General features: G+C 57.7%; 20 protein-coding genes. 13 read left to right on the forward strand and 7 right to left on the reverse strand.

Annotated features, from left to right (window positions below):
* The first annotated feature begins 8 nt into the window (after positions 1–8).
* From paaD to paaY, 10 genes are all read left to right on the forward strand, one after another.
* Entirely contained in the window at positions 9–506 is a 498-nt protein-coding gene (paaD, locus tag HV340_RS10360; protein ID WP_040017387.1) for a 1,2-phenylacetyl-CoA epoxidase subunit PaaD, read from the forward strand.
* 7 nt (positions 507–513) lie between these two features.
* On the forward strand, positions 514–1,584 hold the full coding sequence (gene paaE, locus HV340_RS10365; protein WP_041162586.1) for a 1,2-phenylacetyl-CoA epoxidase subunit PaaE: 1,071 nt from the start codon (positions 514–516) through the stop codon (positions 1,582–1,584).
* On the forward strand, positions 1,581–2,348 hold the full coding sequence (gene paaF / locus HV340_RS10370) for a 2,3-dehydroadipyl-CoA hydratase PaaF (protein WP_181216502.1): 768 nt from the start codon (positions 1,581–1,583) through the stop codon (positions 2,346–2,348). Before paaE ends, paaF begins: the two co-directional genes overlap by 4 nt.
* Positions 2,348–3,136: a 2-(1,2-epoxy-1,2-dihydrophenyl)acetyl-CoA isomerase PaaG gene (gene paaG / locus HV340_RS10375; RefSeq protein ID WP_025204280.1), complete on the forward strand. Its 789-nt coding sequence runs from the start codon at positions 2,348–2,350 to the stop codon at positions 3,134–3,136. The genes paaF and paaG overlap by 1 nt, the downstream gene beginning before the upstream one ends.
* Before the next feature lies 1 nt (position 3,137).
* A complete protein-coding gene (gene paaH, locus HV340_RS10380) occupies positions 3,138–4,565 on the forward strand; it encodes a 3-hydroxyacyl-CoA dehydrogenase PaaH (protein ID WP_181216503.1) in 1,428 nt (475 codons plus the stop codon).
* On the forward strand, positions 4,555–4,977 hold the full coding sequence (gene paaI / locus HV340_RS10385; protein ID WP_020884240.1) for a hydroxyphenylacetyl-CoA thioesterase PaaI: 423 nt from the start codon (positions 4,555–4,557) through the stop codon (positions 4,975–4,977). The genes paaH and paaI overlap by 11 nt, the downstream gene beginning before the upstream one ends.
* The gene (gene pcaF / locus HV340_RS10390; RefSeq protein ID WP_040017391.1) at positions 4,977–6,182 is read left to right on the forward strand and encodes a 3-oxoadipyl-CoA thiolase; all 1,206 of its coding nucleotides are present in this window, start codon (positions 4,977–4,979) and stop codon (positions 6,180–6,182) included. Before paaI ends, pcaF begins: the two co-directional genes overlap by 1 nt.
* Positions 6,183–6,208: 26 nt before the next feature.
* Positions 6,209–7,525, forward strand: coding sequence for a phenylacetate--CoA ligase PaaK (gene paaK / locus HV340_RS10395; RefSeq protein ID WP_014169934.1), 1,317 nt, complete (start codon positions 6,209–6,211; stop codon positions 7,523–7,525).
* A 130-nt stretch (positions 7,526–7,655) separates the two neighbouring features.
* Complete coding sequence (gene paaX, locus HV340_RS10400; protein WP_014169935.1) at positions 7,656–8,591, forward strand: phenylacetic acid degradation operon negative regulatory protein PaaX; 936 nt, start codon at positions 7,656–7,658, stop codon at positions 8,589–8,591.
* Positions 8,592–8,600: 9 nt separating this feature from the next.
* Entirely contained in the window at positions 8,601–9,197 is a 597-nt protein-coding gene (gene paaY, locus HV340_RS10405) for a phenylacetic acid degradation protein PaaY (protein ID WP_020884237.1), read from the forward strand.
* Positions 9,198–9,291: 94 nt separating this feature from the next.
* On the opposite strand, the gene HV340_RS10410 is transcribed toward paaY, so the two are convergent.
* Positions 9,292–10,230: an omptin family outer membrane protease gene (locus tag HV340_RS10410; RefSeq protein WP_025204278.1), complete on the reverse strand. Its 939-nt coding sequence runs from the start codon at positions 10,228–10,230 to the stop codon at positions 9,292–9,294.
* Between the two features lie 193 nt (positions 10,231–10,423).
* Positions 10,424–11,329, reverse strand: coding sequence for a LysR family transcriptional regulator (locus tag HV340_RS10415; RefSeq protein WP_181216504.1), 906 nt, complete (start codon positions 11,327–11,329; stop codon positions 10,424–10,426).
* Between the two features lie 149 nt (positions 11,330–11,478).
* Between HV340_RS10415 and HV340_RS10420 the strand changes: the two genes are divergently transcribed.
* Positions 11,479–11,766, forward strand: coding sequence for a DUF1330 domain-containing protein (locus HV340_RS10420; RefSeq protein ID WP_181216505.1), 288 nt, complete (start codon positions 11,479–11,481; stop codon positions 11,764–11,766).
* On the opposite strand, the gene HV340_RS10425 is transcribed toward HV340_RS10420, so the two are convergent.
* The gene (locus HV340_RS10425) at positions 11,763–13,157 is read right to left on the reverse strand and encodes an amidohydrolase family protein (protein ID WP_126488596.1); all 1,395 of its coding nucleotides are present in this window, start codon (positions 13,155–13,157) and stop codon (positions 11,763–11,765) included. The genes HV340_RS10420 and HV340_RS10425 overlap by 4 nt on opposite strands.
* A 128-nt stretch (positions 13,158–13,285) precedes the next feature.
* Here HV340_RS10425 and HV340_RS10430 point away from each other — a divergent pair, with 128 nt between their 5' ends.
* Positions 13,286–14,266, forward strand: a complete 981-nt coding sequence (locus HV340_RS10430; protein ID WP_181216506.1) for a LysR family transcriptional regulator — start codon at positions 13,286–13,288, stop codon at positions 14,264–14,266.
* Here the strand turns inward: HV340_RS10430 and HV340_RS10435 are convergent.
* The 4 genes from HV340_RS10435 to HV340_RS10450 all read right to left on the reverse strand — a co-directional run bounded on the left by HV340_RS10435 (position 14,189) and on the right by HV340_RS10450 (position 20,135).
* Complete coding sequence (locus tag HV340_RS10435; RefSeq protein ID WP_181216507.1) at positions 14,189–17,248, reverse strand: efflux RND transporter permease subunit; 3,060 nt, start codon at positions 17,246–17,248, stop codon at positions 14,189–14,191. The two genes, HV340_RS10430 and HV340_RS10435, sit on opposite strands and share 78 nt — an antisense overlap.
* On the reverse strand, positions 17,245–18,354 hold the full coding sequence (locus HV340_RS10440; RefSeq protein WP_025204274.1) for an efflux RND transporter periplasmic adaptor subunit: 1,110 nt from the start codon (positions 18,352–18,354) through the stop codon (positions 17,245–17,247). Before HV340_RS10440 ends, HV340_RS10435 begins: the two co-directional genes overlap by 4 nt.
* A gap of 74 nt (positions 18,355–18,428) precedes the next feature.
* Positions 18,429–19,043 (reverse strand): TetR/AcrR family transcriptional regulator, encoded by a 615-nt coding sequence (locus HV340_RS10445; protein ID WP_014169944.1) that lies wholly within the window; start codon positions 19,041–19,043, stop codon positions 18,429–18,431.
* Positions 19,044–19,316: 273 nt separating this feature from the next.
* Complete coding sequence (locus HV340_RS10450; protein WP_181216508.1) at positions 19,317–20,135, reverse strand: SDR family oxidoreductase; 819 nt, start codon at positions 20,133–20,135, stop codon at positions 19,317–19,319.
* A 96-nt stretch (positions 20,136–20,231) separates the two neighbouring features.
* Between HV340_RS10450 and HV340_RS10455 the strand changes: the two genes are divergently transcribed.
* Positions 20,232–20,600, forward strand: coding sequence for a MerR family transcriptional regulator (locus HV340_RS10455; protein ID WP_020884230.1), 369 nt, complete (start codon positions 20,232–20,234; stop codon positions 20,598–20,600).
* Positions 20,601–20,611: the final 11 nt, after the last annotated feature.

The following is a 20,611-nucleotide window of genomic DNA, read 5'->3' on the forward strand; positions in this document are numbered from 1 at the left end:
AGGTGAAGATGCAGCGTTTTGCCGGGATTGCACCCGCGGAGATCCCTCAAATCTGGTCGCTGTTAAGCCAGATCCCGGACCCGGAAGTGCCGGTGTTAACCATCACCGATTTAGGCATGGTGCGTAGCGTATCGGCGCAGGGCGAAGGCTGGGTTATTGGCTTTACGCCAACCTATTCAGGCTGCCCGGCGACGGAACATTTGCTTGGCGCGATTCGCGAGGCGATGACCGCACACGGCTTTACGCCAGTGCATATTGTGCTTCAGCTCGAACCGGCCTGGACCACCGACTGGATGACGGCGGATGCGCGTGAACGCCTGCGCGCATATGGCATCAGCCCACCGGTGGGCCACAGCTGCCACGCGCATGCCCCGGTCGAGGTGAGTTGCCCACGCTGTGCCAGCACACATACCTCGCTTATCAGTGAATTTGGTTCGACGGCCTGCAAAGCGCTTTATCGCTGCAACGACTGCCGTGAGCCTTTCGACTATTTCAAATGTATTTGAGGTTGCCATGACAACGTTTCATTCATTAACAGTGGCAAAAGTGGAACCCGAAACCCGCGACGCGGTGACCATCACTTTCGCGGTACCGCAGGCGTTGCAGGACGCCTATCGCTTTCGTCCCGGACAACATCTGACCCTGAAAGCGAAGCTGGGTGAGGATGAGCTGCGTCGCTGCTACTCTATCTGCCGCAGTACCGCGCCGGGTGAGATCAGCGTAGCGGTGAAAGCCATCGAGGGCGGACGTTTTTCCCGCTATGCCCGGGATGAGATCAAACAGGGCATGGTGCTGGAGGTCATGGTGCCGCAGGGCCAGTTTGGTTACCAGCCGCGCGCCGACCGGGAAGGGCATTATCTGGCCATTGCCGCGGGTTCAGGCATTACCCCAATGCTGGCCATCTTATCCGCCACGCTCGCCACCGAGCCGAACAGTCATTTCACCCTGATCTACGGCAACCGCAGCAGCCAGAGCATGATGTTTCGCGAGGCGCTTGCCGATCTGAAAGACAAATACCCGCAGCGTCTGCAGCTGGTCGCCATCTTCAGCCAGGAGGTACTCGACAGCGATCTGCTGCATGGACGTATCGACGGTGAGAAGCTGCAGGCGCTGGCAAAAACCCTGATCAACTTCCGCCAGTACGACGAAGCGTTTATTTGTGGCCCGTCCGCCATGATGGACGATGCGGAAGCGGCGCTGAAAGCGCTGGGGATGCCAGAGAAATCGATTCACCTTGAGCGTTTTAATACGCCAGGCTCGACCGGCAAACGCACGGTCAGCGTGCAGGCTGAAGGGCAGAAAGTCACCGTGCGTCAGGACGGTCGCGACCGGGAAATTACTCTCACGGCAAACGATGAAAGCATTCTTGATGCCGCCCTGCGTCAGGGCGCCGACCTGCCGTATGCCTGCAAGGGCGGCGTATGCGCGACCTGCAAATGCAAAGTGCTGCGTGGCAAAGTTGATATGGCGACGAACTACAGCCTCGAGCCGGACGAACTGGCGGCCGGGTATGTGCTGAGCTGTCAGTCGCTGCCGTTAACCGCTGACGTGATCGTCGATTTTGACTCCAGGGGGATGGCATGAGCGAACTGATGGTCACCCGTCATGGTCGTGTCCTGCAGCTGACGCTTAATCGTCCGGCGGCACGTAACGCGCTGAATAACGCCCTGTTAGAGCAGATTGCTGATGCGCTCGACGCCGCTGCGGCCGATCGCGATCTCTCCGTTTGCGTGATTTACGGCAACGCACGCTGCTTTGCTGCCGGCGCAGATCTCAACGAAATGGCGGAGAAAGACCTGCCTGCCACCCTGAACGATATCCGTCCCCAGCTGTGGGCCCGGATCAACGCCTTCAACAAACCCCTGATTGCCGCCGTCAACGGCTTCGCGCTGGGCGCGGGCTGCGAGCTTGCGCTGCTGTGCGACATGGTGATTGCCGGGGATAACGCCCGTTTTGGTCTGCCGGAAATTACGCTCGGGATCATGCCCGGGGCGGGCGGTACGCAGCGCCTGATTCGTAGCGTGGGCAAATCGCTGGCCAGCAAAATGGTGCTGACCGGGGAGAGCATTACCGCGCAGCAGGCGCAGCGCGCCGGGCTGGTCAGCGATGTGTTCCCGGCTTCATTGACGCTGGAATATGCCCTGAAACAGGCGGCGCTGATGGCACGACACTCACCGCTGGCGCTCCAGGCGGCAAAGCAGGCGCTGCGCCAGTCTCAGGAGGTTTCCCTGCAGGCCGGACTGGTCCAGGAGCGACAGCTGTTTACGCTGCTTTCAGCGACCGAAGACCGGCGAGAAGGCATCGACGCATTCTTACAGAAACGTACCCCCGACTTTAAAGGACGCTAATCGTGGAATTTATTCTCAGTCATGTAGAACAAGGCGTGATGACCCTGACGCTGAACCGTCCGGAGCGTCTGAACAGCTTTAACGACGTGATGCATCAGCAACTCGCTGAGTGCCTGAAGCAGGCCGAGCGCGATGACACCATCCGCTGTCTGCTTATTACCGGGGCGGGGCGCGGCTTCTGCGCGGGTCAGGATCTTAATGACCGCAACGTCGACCCTAACGGCCCGGCACCGGATCTGGGAATGTCCGTGGAGACGTTCTACAACCCGCTGGTTCGCCGTCTTGCGACGTTGCCGAAACCGGTGATTTGCGCGGTCAACGGCGTGGCCGCCGGGGCCGGGGCCACCCTGGCACTGGGGTGTGACATGGTCATTGCCGCCCGTTCTGCCACCTTTGTGATGGCCTTCAGCAAGCTCGGATTAGTGCCGGACTGCGGGGGAACATGGTTCTTGCCGCGCGTCGCCGGGCGCGCCCGCGCAATGGGGCTGGCGTTACTCGGAGACAAACTCAGCGCCGAACAGGCTCACGCCTGGGGGATGATCTGGCAGGTGGTGGATGACGAACACCTCTCCGCCACGGCCCAGCAGATGGCGCTGCACTTTGCTTCTCAGCCCACCTTTGGTCTGGGGCTGATTAAGCAGGCGATTAACGCGGCAGAGACCAACACCCTCGACGCCCAGCTTGACCTGGAGCGCGATTATCAACGTCTGGCCGGTCGCAGCGACGACTACCGGGAAGGGGTCAGCGCCTTCCTTGCCAAACGCGCACCGACATTCACGGGGAAATAAGATGGCGATCACGGTTCGTACTGTCGCCGTCATTGGAAGCGGCACGATGGGCGCGGGAATTGCGGAGGTCGCGGCGAGTCATGGGCATCAGGTTCTGATGTATGACATTGCTTCAGACGCGATTTCACGCGCGATTGACGGGATCCGCCAGCGTCTCGCCTCCCGGGTGACTCGCGGAAAACTTTCCGCCGATGCTGGCAGCCAGATACTTGCCAGGCTGCTGCCGGTAACGGATATCGAAGCGCTCGCCGCGGCAGATCTGGTGATTGAAGCCGCGTCTGAGCGTATCGACGTCAAAAAAGCGCTGTTTGCGCAACTGGCTCAGATTTGCCCGCCGCAGACCTTGCTGACCAGCAATACCTCCTCCATTTCTGTTACGGCGATTGCGGCGGATGTTCACCATCCGGAGCGCGTCGCGGGGCTGCATTTCTTTAATCCTGCACCGGTCATGAAGCTGGTCGAGGTGGTGAGCGGGCTGGCGACATCGCCCGAAGTGGCCGATGCGCTGTGCGAGCTGGCGCTGAACTGGGGGAAACAGCCCGTCCGCTGCCAGTCAACGCCAGGGTTCATCGTCAACCGCGTCGCGCGTCCGTTCTATTCTGAAGCCTGGCGCGCCCTGGAAGAGCAGGTCGCCGCGCCAGAAGTGATTGATGCCGCCCTGCGCGACGGCGGCGGTTTCCCGATGGGACCGCTGGAGCTGACCGACATGATTGGTCAGGACGTCAACTTTGCGGTGACCTGTTCCGTGTTCAATGCCTTCTGGCAGGAACGTCGTTTCCTGCCGTCGCTGGTGCAGCAGGAACTGGTGCTGGCGGGGCGGCTGGGCAAAAAAAGCGGGAAGGGCGTTTACGACTGGCACGGTGAGAAACCGTCTGTGGCGTGGCTTGACGCAGTAAACGACAGCTTTACCCCCCTGCGTGTGCAGCGAAGAGGTGACGGTGTCACGGAAATTGATGAGCTCCTGTTGATTGAAACCCAGGGGGAGACCGCTCAGGCGCTGGCCCGGCGTTTTCACTGTCCGGTCGTGGTGATTGACCGCATCGAACGCGACGTGGGGGTGATCGCAGCCGCATCGGATAACCCGCATACCGCCACGCAAAAAGCCGTCTGGTACCTGCAGCAGCAGGGACACCGGGTACTGCGCATTGCCGATTACCCTGGCCTGCTGGTCTGGCGGACGGTGGCGATGATCGCCAACGAAGCGCTGGATGCGCTGCAAAAAGGGGTGGCCAGCGAGAAGGATATCGACACTGCCATGCGCCTCGGCGTGAATTACCCGAACGGGCCCATTGCCTGGGGTGAGCGTCTGGGCTGGCAACGGCTGTTAACGCTGCTTGAAAATTTGCAACGCCATTACGGCGAAGAACGCTATCGCCCTTGTTCACTGCTGCGCCAGCGTGCGCTTCTGGAGAGTAGCTATGAGTCATAACGCCTGGCATAACGCCCGTACCATGTATGAACAGGACGCCTGCGCCCAGGCGCTGGGGATCGACATCATCGACATGGACGATGGCTACGCGGTAGTAACGATGACCATCACCCCGCAGATGCTCAACGGCCACAAAACCTGCCACGGAGGGCAGCTGTTTTCACTGGCCGATACCGCCTTTGCCTACGCCTGCAACAGCCAGGGGCTGGCGGCAGTGGCGTCAGGCTGTTCAATCGATTTTCTGCGCCCGGGGTTTGCCGGCGACACGCTGACCGCCACCGCGCGGGTTAAGCATCAGGGCAAACTGACCGGCGTGTATGACATTGAAATTCAGAACCAACAACAGAAAACCGTTGCCCTGTTTCGCGGAAAATCTCACCGCATCGGCGGCAGTGTGACAGGAGAAGCCTGATGCGTGACGCTTTTATTTGTGATGGCGTTCGAACCCCGGTGGGGCGCTATGGCGGGGCGCTGGCCAGCGTTCGCGCCGACGATCTCGGCGCGGTGCCGCTGCGTGCGCTGCTGGCCCGTTATCCGCAGCTCGACCTCGAGCGGATTGATGATGTGATCTTCGGCTGCGCCAACCAGGCGGGGGAAGATAACCGCAACGTGGCGCGTATGTCGCTGCTGCTGGCCGGACTGCCTCAGACGGTCTCCGGCACCACGCTGAACCGCCTGTGCGGTTCGGGTCTGGACGCGATTGGCTTTGCCGCGCGGGCAATCAGGGCGGGCGATGGCGACATGCTGCTTGCAGGCGGCGTCGAGTCAATGTCCCGGGCGCCGTTTGTAATGGGTAAAGCCACGGCGGCGTTCCAGCGTCAGGCGGAGATTTTCGACACCACCCTCGGCTGGCGATTTGTGAATCCGCTCATGCATCAGCAATTCGGAACTGACAGCATGCCGGAAACGGCAGAGAATGTAGCTGAATTGTTAAATATCAGCCGGGCCGATCAGGATGCTTTCGCGCTGCGCAGCCAGCAGCGTACTGCTCAGGCGCAGCAGAACGGCATTCTGGCGCAGGAGATTGTGCCGGTGCAGGTGCCCGGCAAAAAAGGAACGGTTACGGAAGTTTCGGTAGATGAGCATCCCCGTGCTGATACCACGCTTGAACAACTTGCCGCGCTGAAAACACCGTTTCGCAAGAACGGTGTCGTGACGGCGGGTAACGCCTCCGGTGTAAACGATGGCGCTGCGGCGCTGATCATCGCCAGCGAGTCGATGGCGCACGCGCAAGGGCTTGTCCCGCGCACGCGGATCGTGGCGATGGCTACCGCTGGTGTGGAGCCACGTCTGATGGGCTTAGGACCGGTGCCAGCCACCCGCAAAGTGCTGGAACGTGCCGGGCTCAGCATCAACGATATGGACGTGATTGAGCTTAACGAAGCTTTCGCTTCTCAGGCGCTGGGCGTGTTACGTCAGCTGGGATTGCCGGATGACGCTGAACACGTCAACCCGAACGGAGGGGCCATTGCGTTGGGCCACCCGCTGGGCATGAGCGGTGCCAGACTGGCGCTGGCCGCGAGCAATGAATTGCATCGACGCAACGGGCGCTATGCGCTGTGTACGATGTGCATCGGTGTGGGTCAGGGCATTGCCATGATCCTTGAGCGTGTTTGAGCGAATAACAGTGTGAGTACCCTACAATGACAAATACAACAAAGCTTGATCCGATCGAAACGGCCTCCATTGACGAATTACAGGCGCTGCAAACCGAGCGTCTGAAATGGACGCTGCATCACGCCTATAACAACGTTCCGATGTACAAACGCAAGTTTGACGCCGCGGGCGTTCACCCTGACGATTTTAAAACGCTGGAAGACATCCGTAAGTTTCCGTGCACCACCAAGCAGGACCTGCGTGATAACTATCCGTTCGATACCTTTGCCGTACCGATGGAGCAGGTGGTGCGTATTCACGCCTCTTCCGGCACCACCGGAAAGCCAACCGTCGTCGGTTATACCCAGCATGACATCGACAACTGGGCCAACCTGGTGGCCCGTTCTCTGCGCGCCGCGGGCGGCAGTGCGAAAGACAAAATTCATGTGGCCTATGGGTATGGCCTGTTTACCGGTGGGCTGGGCGCGCACTATGGCGCAGAGCGTTTAGGGGCGACCGTTATCCCGATGTCCGGCGGCCAGACGGAGAAACAGGCGCAGCTGATCCGCGATTTCCAGCCGGACATGATCATGGTGACGCCATCCTACTGCCTTAATCTGATCGAAGAGCTGGAGCGCCAGATGGGAGGCGATGCCAGCGCCTGCTCCCTGCGTGTGGGGGTGTTTGGCGCAGAGCCGTGGACGCAGGCCATGCGCCGCGAAATCGAGAAACGTCTGGGGATCACCGCGCTGGATATCTATGGGCTTTCCGAGGTCATGGGGCCAGGCGTGGCGATGGAGTGTATCGAAACCGCCGACGGTCCGACCATCTGGGAAGATCATTTCTATCCGGAGATCGTCAACCCGAACGACGGCACGCCGCTTAATGATGGCGAGCAGGGCGAACTGCTGTTCACCACGCTGACCAAGGAGGCGCTGCCGGTTATTCGTTATCGCACCCGTGACCTGACGCGCCTGCTTCCTGGGACCGCCCGCACCATGCGTCGTATGGACAGGATCAGCGGTCGCAGTGACGATATGCTCATCATCCGCGGCGTCAACGTCTTCCCGTCCCAGCTGGAAGAGGAGATCGTGAAGTTCGAACACCTCTCCCCGCACTACCAGCTGGAGGTCAACCGCCGCGGCCATCTTGATTCACTTTCCGTGAAGGTGGAGCTCAAAGAGAGCAGTCTGACCCTGACCCACGAGCAGCGCTGCCAGGTGTGCCATCAGCTGCGCCATCGGATTAAATCGATGGTCGGGATCTCCACCGACGTGATGATTGTCAACTGCGGCAGTATCCCGCGCTCAGAGGGCAAAGCCTGTCGGGTGTTTGATTTGCGTAAAGTTGCGGCTAACGGTTGAGTTTCCCTCACCCCCTCATCCTAACCTTCTCCCCGGAGGGGAGAAGGTACGTTGTCCCCCTCTCCCTTTGGGAGAGGGCCGGGGTGAGGGGAATATGCTATGATTCATCCAGACCAAAAATAACAACAGAATGAATCACATGAATAAACTCGATGCCTTTATCCAGCACGCGGTTAGCTCGGTTCCCGTTAGCGGAACGTCGCTTATCTCCTCATTATACGGTGACGCGCTTTCACATCGCGGCGGCGAGATTTGGCTTGGCAGCCTCGCCGCCTTACTGGAAGGGATGGGGTTTGGCGAGCGCTTTGTGCGCACTGCGCTGTTTCGTCTTAACAAAGAGGGCTGGCTGGATGTGTCGCGTATCGGACGACGCAGCTTTTACCGGCTGAGCGACAAAGGGCTGCGTTTGACCCGCCGCGCGGAGAGTAAAATCTACCGTGCTGAACTCCCGGCATGGGACGGCAAGTGGCTGTTGCTGCTCTCGGAAGGTCTGGATAAAACCACCCTTGCTGACGTCAAAAAGCAGCTGATCTGGCAGGGTTTTGGCACCCTGGCTCCCAGCCTGATGGCCTCCCCGTCGCAGCATCTGGCGGATGTGCAGTCGCTTTTACACGACGCAGGCGTGGCGGAAAACGTCATCTTCTTCGAGGCCCATTCGCCGCTGGCGCTGTCCCGCGCGGCGCTGCGTGCCCGGGTCGAGGAGTGCTGGCAGTTGACCGAACAGAACGCGATGTACGAGACGTTTATCCACTCGTTCCGTCCTCTTCTGCCGCTGCTGAAAGAGGCCGCGCCGGACGAATTAACGCCGGAACGCTGCTTCCAGATCCAGCTGTTGCTGATCCATTTTTACCGTCGCGTGGTGCTGAAAGACCCACTGTTGCCGGAAGAGTTATTGCCTGCACACTGGGCCGGACAAAGTGCGCGACAGCTGTGCATTAATATTTATCAGCGTGTGGCACCGGGGGCGCTGGCGTTTGTCAGCGAGAAAGGTGAAACCTCCGTCGGCGAACTGCCTGTGCCCGGCACGCTCTACTATCAACGCTTTGGTGGTCTTACTATCGTATAAGGAGTGGAGATGCCCGTTTATCAAATTGACGGTCTGACGCCGGTGGTGCCTGATGAGAGCTATGTTCACCCGACGGCGGTGCTCATCGGCGACGTGATCCTGGGCAAAGGCGTGTATGTTGGCCCGAATGCCAGCCTGCGCGGCGATTTTGGCCGGATTGTGGTGAAAGACGGTGCGAACATTCAGGATAACTGCGTCATGCACGGTTTCCCGGAGCAGGACACGGTGGTGGAAGAGGACGGACATATCGGCCACAGCGCGATTCTGCACGGCTGTATTATCCGCCGTAACGCCCTGGTAGGGATGAACGCAGTGGTCATGGACGGCGCGGTGATTGGCGAAAACAGCATTGTCGGCGCGGCGGCCTTTGTGAAAGCGAAAGCGGAGATGCCCGCCAACCATTTGATCATTGGCAGTCCGGCAAAAGCGATACGTGTGCTGAGCGAGCAGGAAATTGCCTGGAAGAAGCAGGGCACGCGTGAGTATCAGGTGCTGGTGGATCGCTGCAAGCTGACCCTGCATCAGGTCGAACCCCTGCGCGAAGTAGAGCCCGGCCGAAAACGTCTGGAGTTTGACGAGGATCTGCGACCAAAATCGGCGTCATGAAGGGGCGCGCACCTGCGGAAGTAAAGCAGCGCATCGAAAAAGGCCCCGTCAGGGGCCTGTGAATGTTTACGCTGGCCTGATGCGTTGCGCGAAATCAGAACCGGTATTGCAGACCGGCGGTAACGGTATAGTTTTTGTTGGAAATGCCCGCCGCATCACCGCCAATTGACCCGGATTCGCCCGTGTTAGTATCAATAATCTGCGTGCCGCCTTTGCCCTCTTTGTAACGGCTATACGCGAACTCGGCAAAAACTTTGGCGTGTGGCGTGACGTAATATCCTGCATCCACTGACGCACCATAATAGCGAGAGTCTGAGGTTTTCTCGCGGAAGGTCAGGTCGCGCATATAGTGCTCGTCGTTATCATGAGCGCGCACCCAGTCACTGAATTTAAACAGGCCATTAAATTCGAAATTATTAATACGATACTGCCCCACAAGCCCAATATAAGGCATTGAGAAGCGCTGGCTATAACCAATACCGCGTTCGCCCGCCGGGAAATTCCCCGTGTTGGTACCGTTATCATAATTATAAGAGCCACCGGTCGCCGTCCAGCTAAAACGGGTTTCCTGATAACCGGCAGTCACGCCCGCTTTATAACTTTCGCCCTGCAATATCCAGCCTTTTACATTGAGATCGTATTCATTGGCATAATTGACGTTAGTTGCCGGATGCGTCGAATGATCTGTCCAGCTGGATTGTCTTTCGTTCATCCAGTCATAGTCATCCATATGACCCGACCCGGATGCCAGCGAGGTCCAGCCGCGTGCGTTCAGGGTCAGGAAAGGGTACGCATCCCAGGAAATATCGCCTTTCAGGATGGCGACATTTTTAATTTTCCAGTCCAGTTGGCTGATTTTTCTGCCTGTGACGTCGTCATACACCATTTCATGGGATTTCCCGCTGAGCATCCCGCCCGAGGCTGAAACGGTGACGCTGTCAGGTGAGAAATTCGGCGTAAATTGCGTTTCCCCTGCGTATACTGCGCCTGAAAAGGCGGCCATCATCGTCAGTAAAAGCGTATTTCTTGTCATTTTTATGTCCCTAATTAAAATTTAATAAATACCTTGCAATTAAATTTTAAAAGCCACGCAAATAACAATCAACTGCCAGTTTTAGTCATTATTCGCATTTGCGCTGTATATTCCTTTCACAAGAAACGTCCCTGGGCGAGATAATATTGCCGTCCGGCCTCCGACAATTAGCGTGAATATCTTTAGCAGGATATTAATCAAAGTACGGTTTTAAAATGACTTCCGTCCAGTGCATAAAAGCTCTGACACGCTGCGATAAATTACGCCGATGGGCGACCACAAAAGCGGCATTAAGCGGTTCAGGAGGCAAATGGGGAAGCACTTCAACCAGCGCGCCGCGCTGGATATGGGGCGCCAGCGCGGAATACCCGCCCTGAATTAAGCCCAGACCCGCCAGCCCGGCTTCATGATAGGCCGGTACGCTGTTGACCCGCGCGGCGCCGGGTAACATGACGGACCGGTAGCCATCACCGTCCGGGTATTGCCAACCATCAGGCCGGGCACCAAAATTTCGCATGTAATGCACCATTCGGTGTCCCTGACGAAGCAGGTCGTCAATCGTCTCGGGCACCCCGACGCGCTCCAGATAGCGTGGGCTGGCGGCGTTAATCATCCGTAACTGACCCAGCGGTCGGGCAATGAGGGTCTCATCAACAATGGGCCCAAAACGAATTACGCAGTCAAAGCCTTCCTGAACCAGATCGACTCGCCGGTCTGTGCTTGAAAGTTCTATTTCAAGTTCAGGATGCGCGTCCAGCAGTTGTGGCAGGGCGGGAATCACTATGCTTTGGGCCAACACTGCTGGCATATCGACGCGTAAACGTCCCCGCAGTGACATGCCGCCAGGCGCAAACATGGACTGCAGATCTTCTGCATCTGACAACAAATCCCGGGCGCGGGAATAAAAAGCCCGACCGTCTTCGGTCAGCTGTACCGCACGGGTAGTCCGGTGCAACAGCGTCGTCCCGAGGTCATGCTCAAGCTCACGTACGACCATTGAAACGCGGCCTTTCTTAATGCCCAGGCTCTCCGCCGCCTGAGTAAAGCTCTGCATTTCTGCGACACGCGCAAAAATAGTCAGTGCATGCAGGTTTTTCATTGTTCACCTTCCGGGTAACAGTGCGTTATTTTTTGGGTGATTTATTCCCTTATTGATGACTAATAGAGTGTCTTCATACCGCGTAACGCTGTCAAATAGGTTGATGCGTTTTACACCACCGGCAACAGTTCTCAGGAAGGATAAAGAAGATGAATAAAGGTTATTTAATCGCCCACGTGACCGTCACAGATCCTGCTGCCTATGCAGAATATGCGAACGCTGCCGGGGAAGCGCTACAGGGGTTCAACCCCCGGGTCATCGTCTGGTCAGGGGAATATGAAAATCTCGAAGGGGAGGCGCATGAACGCCATGTCGTTTTTGAGTTTGATTCGTATGCTGAGGCCAAACGTTTTTATAACAGTCCCGGGTACGTGGCCGCCAGAAAGCTGCGCGCGGGGGCGGCAACCGGGACATTTGTTGTGGTTGAAGGGGCTTAATCCTGCGCCAGCGGCAGGAAGGCGTCAGCAAATATGTCCGGCTCATACCCGGCTGAGGTAAAGAGATGATGACGTGATTCATCAATGGCCTCGCGAAGGCGGGTGATGTCTACCCCCAGCACGTTGCCGTCTTGCTTCACGATTCGTCCGGCAATCATGACGGTATGGATGTTGCTGCGCTCTGCCGCATGGACCACCGTGCCAAATGCATTGCCGGACGGATAGAGGTTGAGATCGCCGGCGCTAATAAGCACCAGGTCGGCCTGTTTACCCGGCGTCAGGCTGCCGATGCTCTCCTGTAACCCTGCACAGGCCGCACCATCGACGGTGGCTGCTTTCAGGAGCTGTTGGGTATGAAGCGTATTTACGGTGTGCGCTGAACCACAGCAGTGCTGCTGATGCATGCCCATGACGCGCTGGAGGTAAAAAGCCACGCGCATTTCCATAAACATGTCGCCGCTGTACGACGTTTCATTGTCAACGCTGAGGCCGGGGCTGATGCCGTGGCGCAGCGCGGACTGAAGGGCAAACATGCCGTCTTCAATCCCATAGTGCGCATCGGAACGGGGGCAGACGTTCACGCGTACGCCCGCATCCCGCAGGATTTTCCATCCGTCGTCCGGCAGTGCGGTGCAGTGATTAAAAATATTGTCCGGTCCCAGAAGCCCCTGCTGATGCAGCGCCTCAAGCTGCGACGCCATTTCACCCCCAAAGAATTCGGTCACGATTGGCAACCCCAGCCTGCGGGCCTCCAGCCATCTCTCCGGTTCCAGCTGGGCCATGACCGCCAGCGAAACAAGACTTTCAGGGTTATTCTGGAAATACTTTTCTTGCAGGCGCTGCCAGTTACCGGGCCAGTGCGCGCGGTCCCATTCTCCGGACACCGGTGCACCGGAAGCGTGTACGGCGCGGATCCCTGCATCCAGCAGGGCCTCAACGGCCGCGTCCGAATGCGCAGCGGTGCGGCTGTTATGGGAATTATCAATCACCGTGGTGATTCCGGCATCAATACACCCCAGGGCGGTGAGCAGGTTGCCGATATAAATATCGGCAGGGCGATAATACCTGGCAAACGAGAAGTGCGTGGCGTTGCAGTAATCTTCAAGCGTTTTGGCGTCGGGGTTAATGCGGCGCAGTTGTCCCTCCCAGGCATGGCGATGGGTATCCACCAGCCCCGGCATGGCAATCATATGTGTGGCATCTATTATGCGGGCGCCTTCTGCTGCCAGATTTTCACCAATGGCGACGATCTTTGCGCCTTCGATAAGGATATCGCCGCGTTCAAAATTACCCACCCTGTCATCCATGCTGAGCAGGGTTGCGCCCTTAATCAACGTGGCGGGTGGAGTTATGCTTTGATTGTTAATCATATTTCTCAGGTAATCGCTCATCTTCTTGTCCTTTGTCTCTTCATGGGTGAGAAATTACGCCACCCGATTACGGCGAAAAAGATGCTTAACGTGTTTTCATTATTCATAATCTACGAAGAATAATGTGAGCGACGGTCGGGGGAGAAAAAATGGATCGTATTCAGGCAATGCAGATCTTCATGCGGGTAGCGCAGGCCGGAAGCTTTGTCCGCGCAGCCGAAACGCTTTCTCTGCCTTCGTCAACGGTCACCAGCAGCATAAAAAATCTGGAGAATTACCTCCAGGTGCGCCTGCTTAACAGAACGACAAGGCGGGTGAGCCTCACCGCTGAAGGTGTGCAGTATCTGGCGCAATGCCAGGAAATACTGGCGTTAATCGAGCATGCGGAAACGAGCCTGACGGCGTCAGTCCGGCGCCCGCAGGGACGCTTGCGGGTGGATATGCCGGGCGGGATCGCGGATTTCATCGTGATGCCTCACCTGAAAGATTTTTACCGGCTTTATCCGGATATCTACCTGATGTTGGGCGTCAACGATCGGCAGGTTGATCTGGTGCAGGAGGGGGTGGACTGTGTGATCCGAACGGGGGATCTGAATAGCTCGACTCTTGTTGCCCGTCCTCTGGGCCGGTTTCGCTGGGTGACCTGTGCCTCACCGGACTATCTCAGGAAGTTCGGTATTCCCCGCTCGCCAGACGACTTATCACAGCATCGGGCGATACACTATTTTTCCGATCAGACCCGACGGGCGGATGCGTTACGCTTTGTCCGCGGGACAGAGACCGTCTCCATCCCTGTCCGCGGCGAAGCGGCCGTAAATGCCACCGGGCTTTATATCAACATGTGCCTTGAAGGTTTCGGGCTGGCGCAGCTGGCTGAGAGTATTGTCTCAGCGCATCTGCGGGAGGGAAGGCTGGTTGAGGTTCTGGCTGACTGGCAACCGCCTTCGGTGCCCGTTACGTTGCTTTATCCCCATCAGCGTTTTCTCTCTCCCGCAGTGCGTGCTTTTGCAGACTGGATTGCCGGGCTTATCCCGAACGCCAGCCCGGCACCGTCAGGCGGCGGGCTTGATCCGAAACCAGATCGCATACATCGCAGGCAGGAAGACGAGGGTAATAATGGTTCCCCCTAGCGTTCCGCCAATCAGCGTGTAGGCCAGCGTTCCCCAGAACACGGAGTGCGTCAGGGGAATGAACGCCAGCACGGCGGCCATGGCCGTCAGTAAGACCGGCCTCGCGCGCTGTACGGTCGCCTCAACCACGGCGTGGAACGGTTCGAGACCGTCCTTCTGGTTGTGATCGATTTGACCAATGAGTATCAGCGTATTTCGCATCAGGATCCCCGAAAGCGCGATCAGGCCGACGAGGGCATTGATGCCAAACGGCTGATTGAAAAGCAGCAGCGTAGGAACCACACCAATAAGCCCCAGCGGTGCGGTCAGGAATACCATGACCATGGCCGAGAGTGAACGCACCTGCAGAATGATTATCAGCAGCGTCAGGGCAATCATGATGGGGAACAGCGGGGCCATGGCCTGGGTGGCTTTGCCGGATTCCTCAATCGATCCCGCCATTTCGATGCGATAGCCAGGTGGAAGCGAATCAACAATGGGTTGCAGCTGTTTCATGATGGCGGTTGACACATCCGGGGGCTGAAGGTTTTCGGCAATGTCTCCCCGCACGGTAATCGTGGGCGTACGATCGCGACGGCGCAACAGCGGATCTTCCATTCGGATCTCAATCTCCCCGATTTGTGACAGCGGAACGCGTTGCCCGGCGTTACCCACCAGGGTAAAGCCCTCTATCTTCGCCGGATCAAGGCGGATATCACCCGCGGCGCGGCCCGTAACCTGTACCGAACGAATATCTTCCCGCACGGAGGTGATGGGAACGCCCGACAGCAGGAACTGAAGCTGCTGGGCAACGGCGTTCGATGTTAAACCGGTAGCCTGCAGGCGGTTCTGATCGAGGGTGAAATGCAGGGTCGGTACGCGTGAACCCCAGTCGGTATTGACGGTTCTCATCATCGGACTGGCCTGCAGCACACCTTTGACGTTATCTGCAATGTCACGCAGTTTATTGACATCCGGTCCCATTACTCGCCAGGCGACCGGGAAGGGAGAATAAGGCCCGAACACCAGCTGCGTTACCCGCACGCGTGCCTCCGGAGCCAGCCCGCGGGCTACCGCTTCGCGAAGGCGGAACTTAAGCGCCTCGCGTGACTTCTCGCTGTCCGTCATGACGACAACCTTCGCGAAAGAGGGATCGGGCAACTCAGGGGCCATCGCCAGATAAAAACGCGGCGAACCCTGGCCAATGTAGGCGGTGACGATGCTGGCTTCAGGCTGTTTGCGCAGCCACGCTTCGATTTTCGCGGTGGCGGCGCTGGTTTGCTCAATCGATGTGCCATACGGCATCTGCACTTCCACCAGCACCTCGGGGCGGTCGGACGTCGGGAAAAACTGTTTTTTAACCAGCCCCATCCCCAGTACTGCGAGGGTGAAGATGGCCACGACGGACGCGGCGACGATCCATTTTCGGGCGATTACGCGGCTCAGGGTATGACGAAAACGGTTATAGCGCGGGGTGTCATAGATGGCGGCATGACCGCCTTCGACTTTTGCGATGTCCGGCAGGATTTTGACGCCCAGATAAGGGGTGAATACCACCGCCACAAACCACGAAGCTATCAGGGCGAGGCCGACTACCCAGAACATATTGCTGGTGTACTCCCCGGCGGTTGACTGCGCAAAACCATTCGGCATAAACCCGATGGCTGTCACCAGGGTTCCGGCCAGCATTGGCGCGGCGGTATGGCTCCAGGCGTAGGCGGAGGCTTTGATTCTGTCGTAGCCTTCCTCCATTTTTACCACCATCATTTCGATGGCGATAATGGCATCATCAACCAGTAAGCCGAGGGCAAGAATAAGGGAGCCCAGGGTAACGCGGTCGAAGTTTATACCGGAGGCTTCCATCACGACAAAAACGACCGCCAGCGTCAGCGGCACTGCCGCCGCGACAACGATGCCCACGCGCCACCCCATACTGACAAAACACACCACCATCACCACCAGCAGGGCGACGAAGAACTTGATCATGAACTCATCGACCGACGAGCGGATATTCACCGACTGATCGGTGACTTTCGTCAGGGTCATCCCCAGAGGCATATGGGCATTGATGTTTGCCGTTTCAGCATCCAGCGCTTTACCCAGCGCCAGGCCGTTCCAGCCTTCACGCATGACAATACCGAGCAGCAGGGTGGGTTCTTGCTGGTTACGGATCTGCAGGGTCGGTGGATCTTCATACCCCCGTTCAACCGTTGCCACGTCGGACAGCCGGAGCGTTTTGCCCTGCGCGATAAGGGGCGTATCGCGGATCTTCTGCAATTTATCGAAAGCGCCGTCGAGGCGGATAAAGATTTGCGCCCCGCGCGTTTCAATCGAGCCCGCCGCGGTTAATGCGTTCTGGCTGTTGAGCGTAGTGAAAATATCCTGCGGGGAGAGCCCCAGTGTTGCCAGACGGTCATGCGAGAAGGAGATGTAAATCCGCTCGGCCTGTTCCCCGATGATGTTCACTTTCTTTACACCTGGAACGTGCAAAAGCTGCTGGCGCAGGGCTTCGGCGTCACGCACTAACAGACGCTGTGGTTCGCCTTTCGCTTTCAGTGCAAAAAGGGCAAAGGTGACATCGGAAAACTCGTCATTGATCATCGGCCCCATGACGCCTGCCGGAAGGTTTTTGGTTTCATCCCCCAGTTTCTTTCGCGCCTGGTAAAACTCTTCCTGAACCTGAGAAGGCGGGGTTTTGTCCTGCAATGACAACGTGATAAACGCCATACCGGGGCGGGTATACGTTTCCGTGCGGTCATACCATTTGAGTTCCTGCAGACGTTTTTCCAGCGGCTCGGCGACCTGATCCTGAATTTCCTGTGCGGTTGCACCGGGCCAGACGGTGATAACCGTCATTTGCTTAACCGTGAAGGGGGGATCTTCCGCGCGGCCAAGGCCAAAAAACGAGAAAATACCGGCAAGGGTAACCAGAATAATCAAGAACAGCGTGACCGAGCGCTCGCGTACCGCAAGCGCTGACAGGTTGAAACGACCTCCACTCATGGTGTCATCCCCGCCTGAGTGGCATCGCGCTGTTCCGCCAGCCGGACCGCTTCGCCTTCGTGCAGAAGATGGACGCCTAACGCAACAATCTTCTCTCCGGGCTGCACGCCGCCGGTCACTCTGGCGATATCATCCCCTACGCTAAGCACCCTGACAGGCTGCCAGACGACTTTTGTCGGCTGAGCGGAAATACGCCAGACGCCAGGCCCTTTCCCCGCATCGTAGAGAGACGCCAGAGGAACCTGCATCACCCGGCTGTCGCCTTTGCCGTGTTCGATGCTCAGCGTCACGGTCGCCCCCAGCGGCGCGTTCGCCAGCGCGCCATCCAGCACGTATCGGGCCTCAAAGGTACGGGTGGTCGCATCGGCTGAATCAGACAGCAGGCGCAGCTTCGCGCTAACGGGCTGCTTTTCGTTACCGTAGAGCGTTGCCAGGGCTGTACTTCCTACGGCAGGGCGCAGGGTTTCCGGCAACTGGACCAGCGCCTCGCGCTGCCCCGCGCGGGCCAGACGGATCACTGCCTGCCCGGCGCTGACAACCTGTCCAGGCTCGGCAAGCGTCTCCATCACCACGCCGTCTGAATCGGCAAGTAGCACGGCATAACCGGTGGCGTTTTGCGCCACGCCTGCCTGTGCCCGGGCAGCGCTGAGCTCCGCTCTGGCGCTGTCGGCTGCGGCTTTAATCTGGTCGTATTCCGACGCCGACACTGCACCGGATGCCACAAGGCCGCGATAACGCGCCTCATCGCTGGACGCTTTACGTGCGCGCGCCTGGGCAGCATCCACCGCTCGCTGCTGGGCCTGCGCCTGTAATTTCAGATCAACAGGATCCAGACGCATTAAAGGCTGGCCCTGCTTAACGGTTTGACCCGTATCGACAAGACGTTCGAGAATTTTGCCCTGCACCCTGAAGCCTAAATCACTTTGCGTTCTTGCCACCACCACGCCGGTAAAGGCGCGTGACGTCTCGTTCGCAGGGATCACGGACGCAGACCTGACAAGCGGTGGCTGCGTGCGCGGATCGTCACTGGCGTGGTTATCGCCGCATGCCACCAGGGCAAACGGCAGGAGGCATACGGCAAGGCGGGCTGAATGAAGCCTGAGCATGGGAACCCTTATTACATTAACAGGACGGTATCCGCATTCTCATTCTAGTGACCAATAAAGTCAATGGTCACTAATCAGGGGGCCAGGCTTCGCAAAATCAGAGAGGAGAGGACAACCGCCGCGGTCGGGGCGGCTTCAAGGTTGTACTGCAGCTGAACAGGGTTAATGAAAGGGCACATCACCATATAGATCGCCAGTGTAGCTTCGTCCAGAGGGGTTTTTCTCTCGAACTCACCGGCTTTTCTGCCCTCGACAACAATGCTCTCAATCAGCTTCAGCAGACGTTCTGAATACCTTTCGGTTGAAGGCCACTTGTCCCGCGCGGCAACGGCGGCGATGTCGTAGAGTTTACGCTCATGGAAAAACAGTTCACTTCCCGCCTCGGTGAGCGCCCTGAACAGACGACGCAGCTTTTCGCTGGCGGATGGCGCATCAGCGATGGCTGCATTGACCGCCGCCATGATCATATCAAGACGGTTCGCGCAGATGACCTCGCCGATTGCCTGCTTGGAATCAAAAAATTTATAGATATAGGCTTTTGAAAAACCGATGGCTTTGGCAAGTTCGGCGACGGTGGTTTTTTCATAGCCGTAATGGCCGAAATGCTCATACGCAGCTTCGACGATTTGCTCTCGGACCGTGTGATCGAGTGGACCACGTGTGGATGGGGTGTTCATGTCTTTAGTCATTATTTCAGCTTAGCGTGACAGGCTCCGATTGACAACGTGTGACCATTTGGTAATTAGGTCACGTGGTTGAGTGGGCAGATGGCACATGCACAGTCGTCTGTGGAACCCGAGGGATAATACTCGTTAGCCCTGAGCCGTTAAGACTGCATCATCAACCAGGTCAGCTAAGTGTATCACTGTTTTTCGCGGGATATTGTCAGTCTTTGCGAGAGGTTGCGCGCGTTTCAGTGCAATTGCGCGGCACTGAAACGTCGCGCTTTGGCCTGAACGGGATTATGCGTCTGAGCGCGACCCCTGACCGGCGGGCTTAGGTCGTAATACTTTTTCAGCAATGATCGCCAGACGTCGGCGGGTGACAAACCGGTGTAACTGGCCCAGCAGCCAGTTGCCGCAGCCGGGGATCAGCGTATTGCGTTGCGTATCCACGGCCCGTAACGCCAGCGCGACTACGTTCTGCGCTGGCATTCTTTTGCCCACTGACGCTTCCTCGGCATTCACCACCTCAAAAAAAGGGGTATCCGTTGCGCCGGGGCAAAGCGCCAGCACGCGGATGCCGTGAGCGCGGTATTCTCCCCACAGCGCGTTCGAAAAGGAGAGTAAAAATGCCTTTGTTGCCCCATAAATTGCCATATACGGATCCGGTTGCATGGCAGCGGTTGAGGCCACGTTAATCATCACGCCTGAACCTTTACGCAGCATCGCGGGCAGCAGGGCGTGCGCGAGTGCCACGGGGGCGACGCAGTTGACGTTGATCTCTTCACGCTGGCGCGCCAGAGATAGTTTTTCAAATCGCCCGTAGGTGGCAAACCCCGCGCTATTAATCAAAATATCGGGATAAAGCCGTAACGCTTCCAGCCGTTCCACAATGTGGGTAATGGCCTCAGGCAGCGTTAAGTCCTGCACGATAACGGTGAGTGATACGCCGTGCGTTTTGTGTAGCTCAGCCGCAAGCGCCTGCAGCGTTGCCTCGGAGCGGGCAACCAGGATCAACCCCACGCCACGGGCCGCGAGCTGGCGGGCGAACTCCCGTCCTATGCCCGAGGATGCACCGGTAACCAGTGCTGTTTTTCCTGTATAATCAAAAGAATTCATAACATAAATCCCGTTTTCCCTGTCTGTGCGGCACAGGATAAACCGTGTACTCAGGTACACGGTCAAGCGTGATTTTTACAAGGTGAGAACGACGCGATGAGGATCGGCGAGCTGTGTGCCAGAACGGGGTTATCGAAAGAGACGGTGCGTTATTATGAAAGGGCGGGCTTGCTGGAAAAAATTCCGCAGCCAAACGGCAGTAATAACTACAAAGTCTACTCGGCTGTGGATTTACAACGGCTGAAGCTGATCGGGCATGCCAAAATGCTGGGGTTTACTCTGGCTGAAATCGCCGATGTTCTGGCGGTCTGGGTTGATGACCGCTTTACCGCGGAGGAAAAACAGGCCGCTTTGCGGCGCAAACTGGCGCAACTGGCGGAGAAAGAAGCGGCGCTGAATGAACTTCGGACCCGCTTGACCGATGCCCTTCATAAAGTCGGTCAGCCGTGTGTTGATGTATTTTAAACGGCCGACGG

Source organism: Enterobacter sp. RHBSTW-00975 (genome assembly GCF_013615235.1).
In the GTDB taxonomy this organism is placed as follows: Bacteria; Pseudomonadota; Gammaproteobacteria; order Enterobacterales; family Enterobacteriaceae; genus Enterobacter; species Enterobacter ludwigii.

Excerpts from the sequence above, each read along its gene's own strand:
- paaD (WP_040017387.1), top strand. The coding sequence starts at position 9 with ATGCAGCGTTTTGCCGGGATTGCACCCGCGGAGATCCCTCAAATCTGG.
- paaE (WP_041162586.1), top strand. The coding sequence starts at position 514 with ATGACAACGTTTCATTCATTAACAGTGGCAAAAGTGGAACCCGAAACC.
- paaF (WP_181216502.1), top strand. The coding sequence starts at position 1,581 with ATGAGCGAACTGATGGTCACCCGTCATGGTCGTGTCCTGCAGCTGACG.
- paaH (WP_181216503.1), top strand. The coding sequence starts at position 3,138 with ATGGCGATCACGGTTCGTACTGTCGCCGTCATTGGAAGCGGCACGATG.
- paaI (WP_020884240.1), top strand. The coding sequence starts at position 4,555 with ATGAGTCATAACGCCTGGCATAACGCCCGTACCATGTATGAACAGGAC.
- pcaF (WP_040017391.1), top strand. The coding sequence starts at position 4,977 with ATGCGTGACGCTTTTATTTGTGATGGCGTTCGAACCCCGGTGGGGCGC.
- paaK (WP_014169934.1), top strand. The coding sequence starts at position 6,209 with ATGACAAATACAACAAAGCTTGATCCGATCGAAACGGCCTCCATTGAC.
- paaX (WP_014169935.1), top strand. The coding sequence starts at position 7,656 with ATGAATCACATGAATAAACTCGATGCCTTTATCCAGCACGCGGTTAGC.
- paaY (WP_020884237.1), top strand. The coding sequence starts at position 8,601 with ATGCCCGTTTATCAAATTGACGGTCTGACGCCGGTGGTGCCTGATGAG.
- HV340_RS10410 (WP_025204278.1), bottom strand. The coding sequence starts at position 10,230 with ATGACAAGAAATACGCTTTTACTGACGATGATGGCCGCCTTTTCAGGC.
- HV340_RS10415 (WP_181216504.1), bottom strand. The coding sequence starts at position 11,329 with ATGAAAAACCTGCATGCACTGACTATTTTTGCGCGTGTCGCAGAAATG.
- HV340_RS10420 (WP_181216505.1), top strand. The coding sequence starts at position 11,479 with ATGAATAAAGGTTATTTAATCGCCCACGTGACCGTCACAGATCCTGCT.
- HV340_RS10425 (WP_126488596.1), bottom strand. The coding sequence starts at position 13,157 with ATGAGCGATTACCTGAGAAATATGATTAACAATCAAAGCATAACTCCA.
- HV340_RS10430 (WP_181216506.1), top strand. The coding sequence starts at position 13,286 with ATGGATCGTATTCAGGCAATGCAGATCTTCATGCGGGTAGCGCAGGCC.
- HV340_RS10435 (WP_181216507.1), bottom strand. The coding sequence starts at position 17,248 with ATGAGTGGAGGTCGTTTCAACCTGTCAGCGCTTGCGGTACGCGAGCGC.
- HV340_RS10440 (WP_025204274.1), bottom strand. The coding sequence starts at position 18,354 with ATGCTCAGGCTTCATTCAGCCCGCCTTGCCGTATGCCTCCTGCCGTTT.
- HV340_RS10445 (WP_014169944.1), bottom strand. The coding sequence starts at position 19,043 with ATGACTAAAGACATGAACACCCCATCCACACGTGGTCCACTCGATCAC.
- HV340_RS10450 (WP_181216508.1), bottom strand. The coding sequence starts at position 20,135 with ATGAATTCTTTTGATTATACAGGAAAAACAGCACTGGTTACCGGTGCA.
- HV340_RS10455 (WP_020884230.1), top strand. The coding sequence starts at position 20,232 with ATGAGGATCGGCGAGCTGTGTGCCAGAACGGGGTTATCGAAAGAGACG.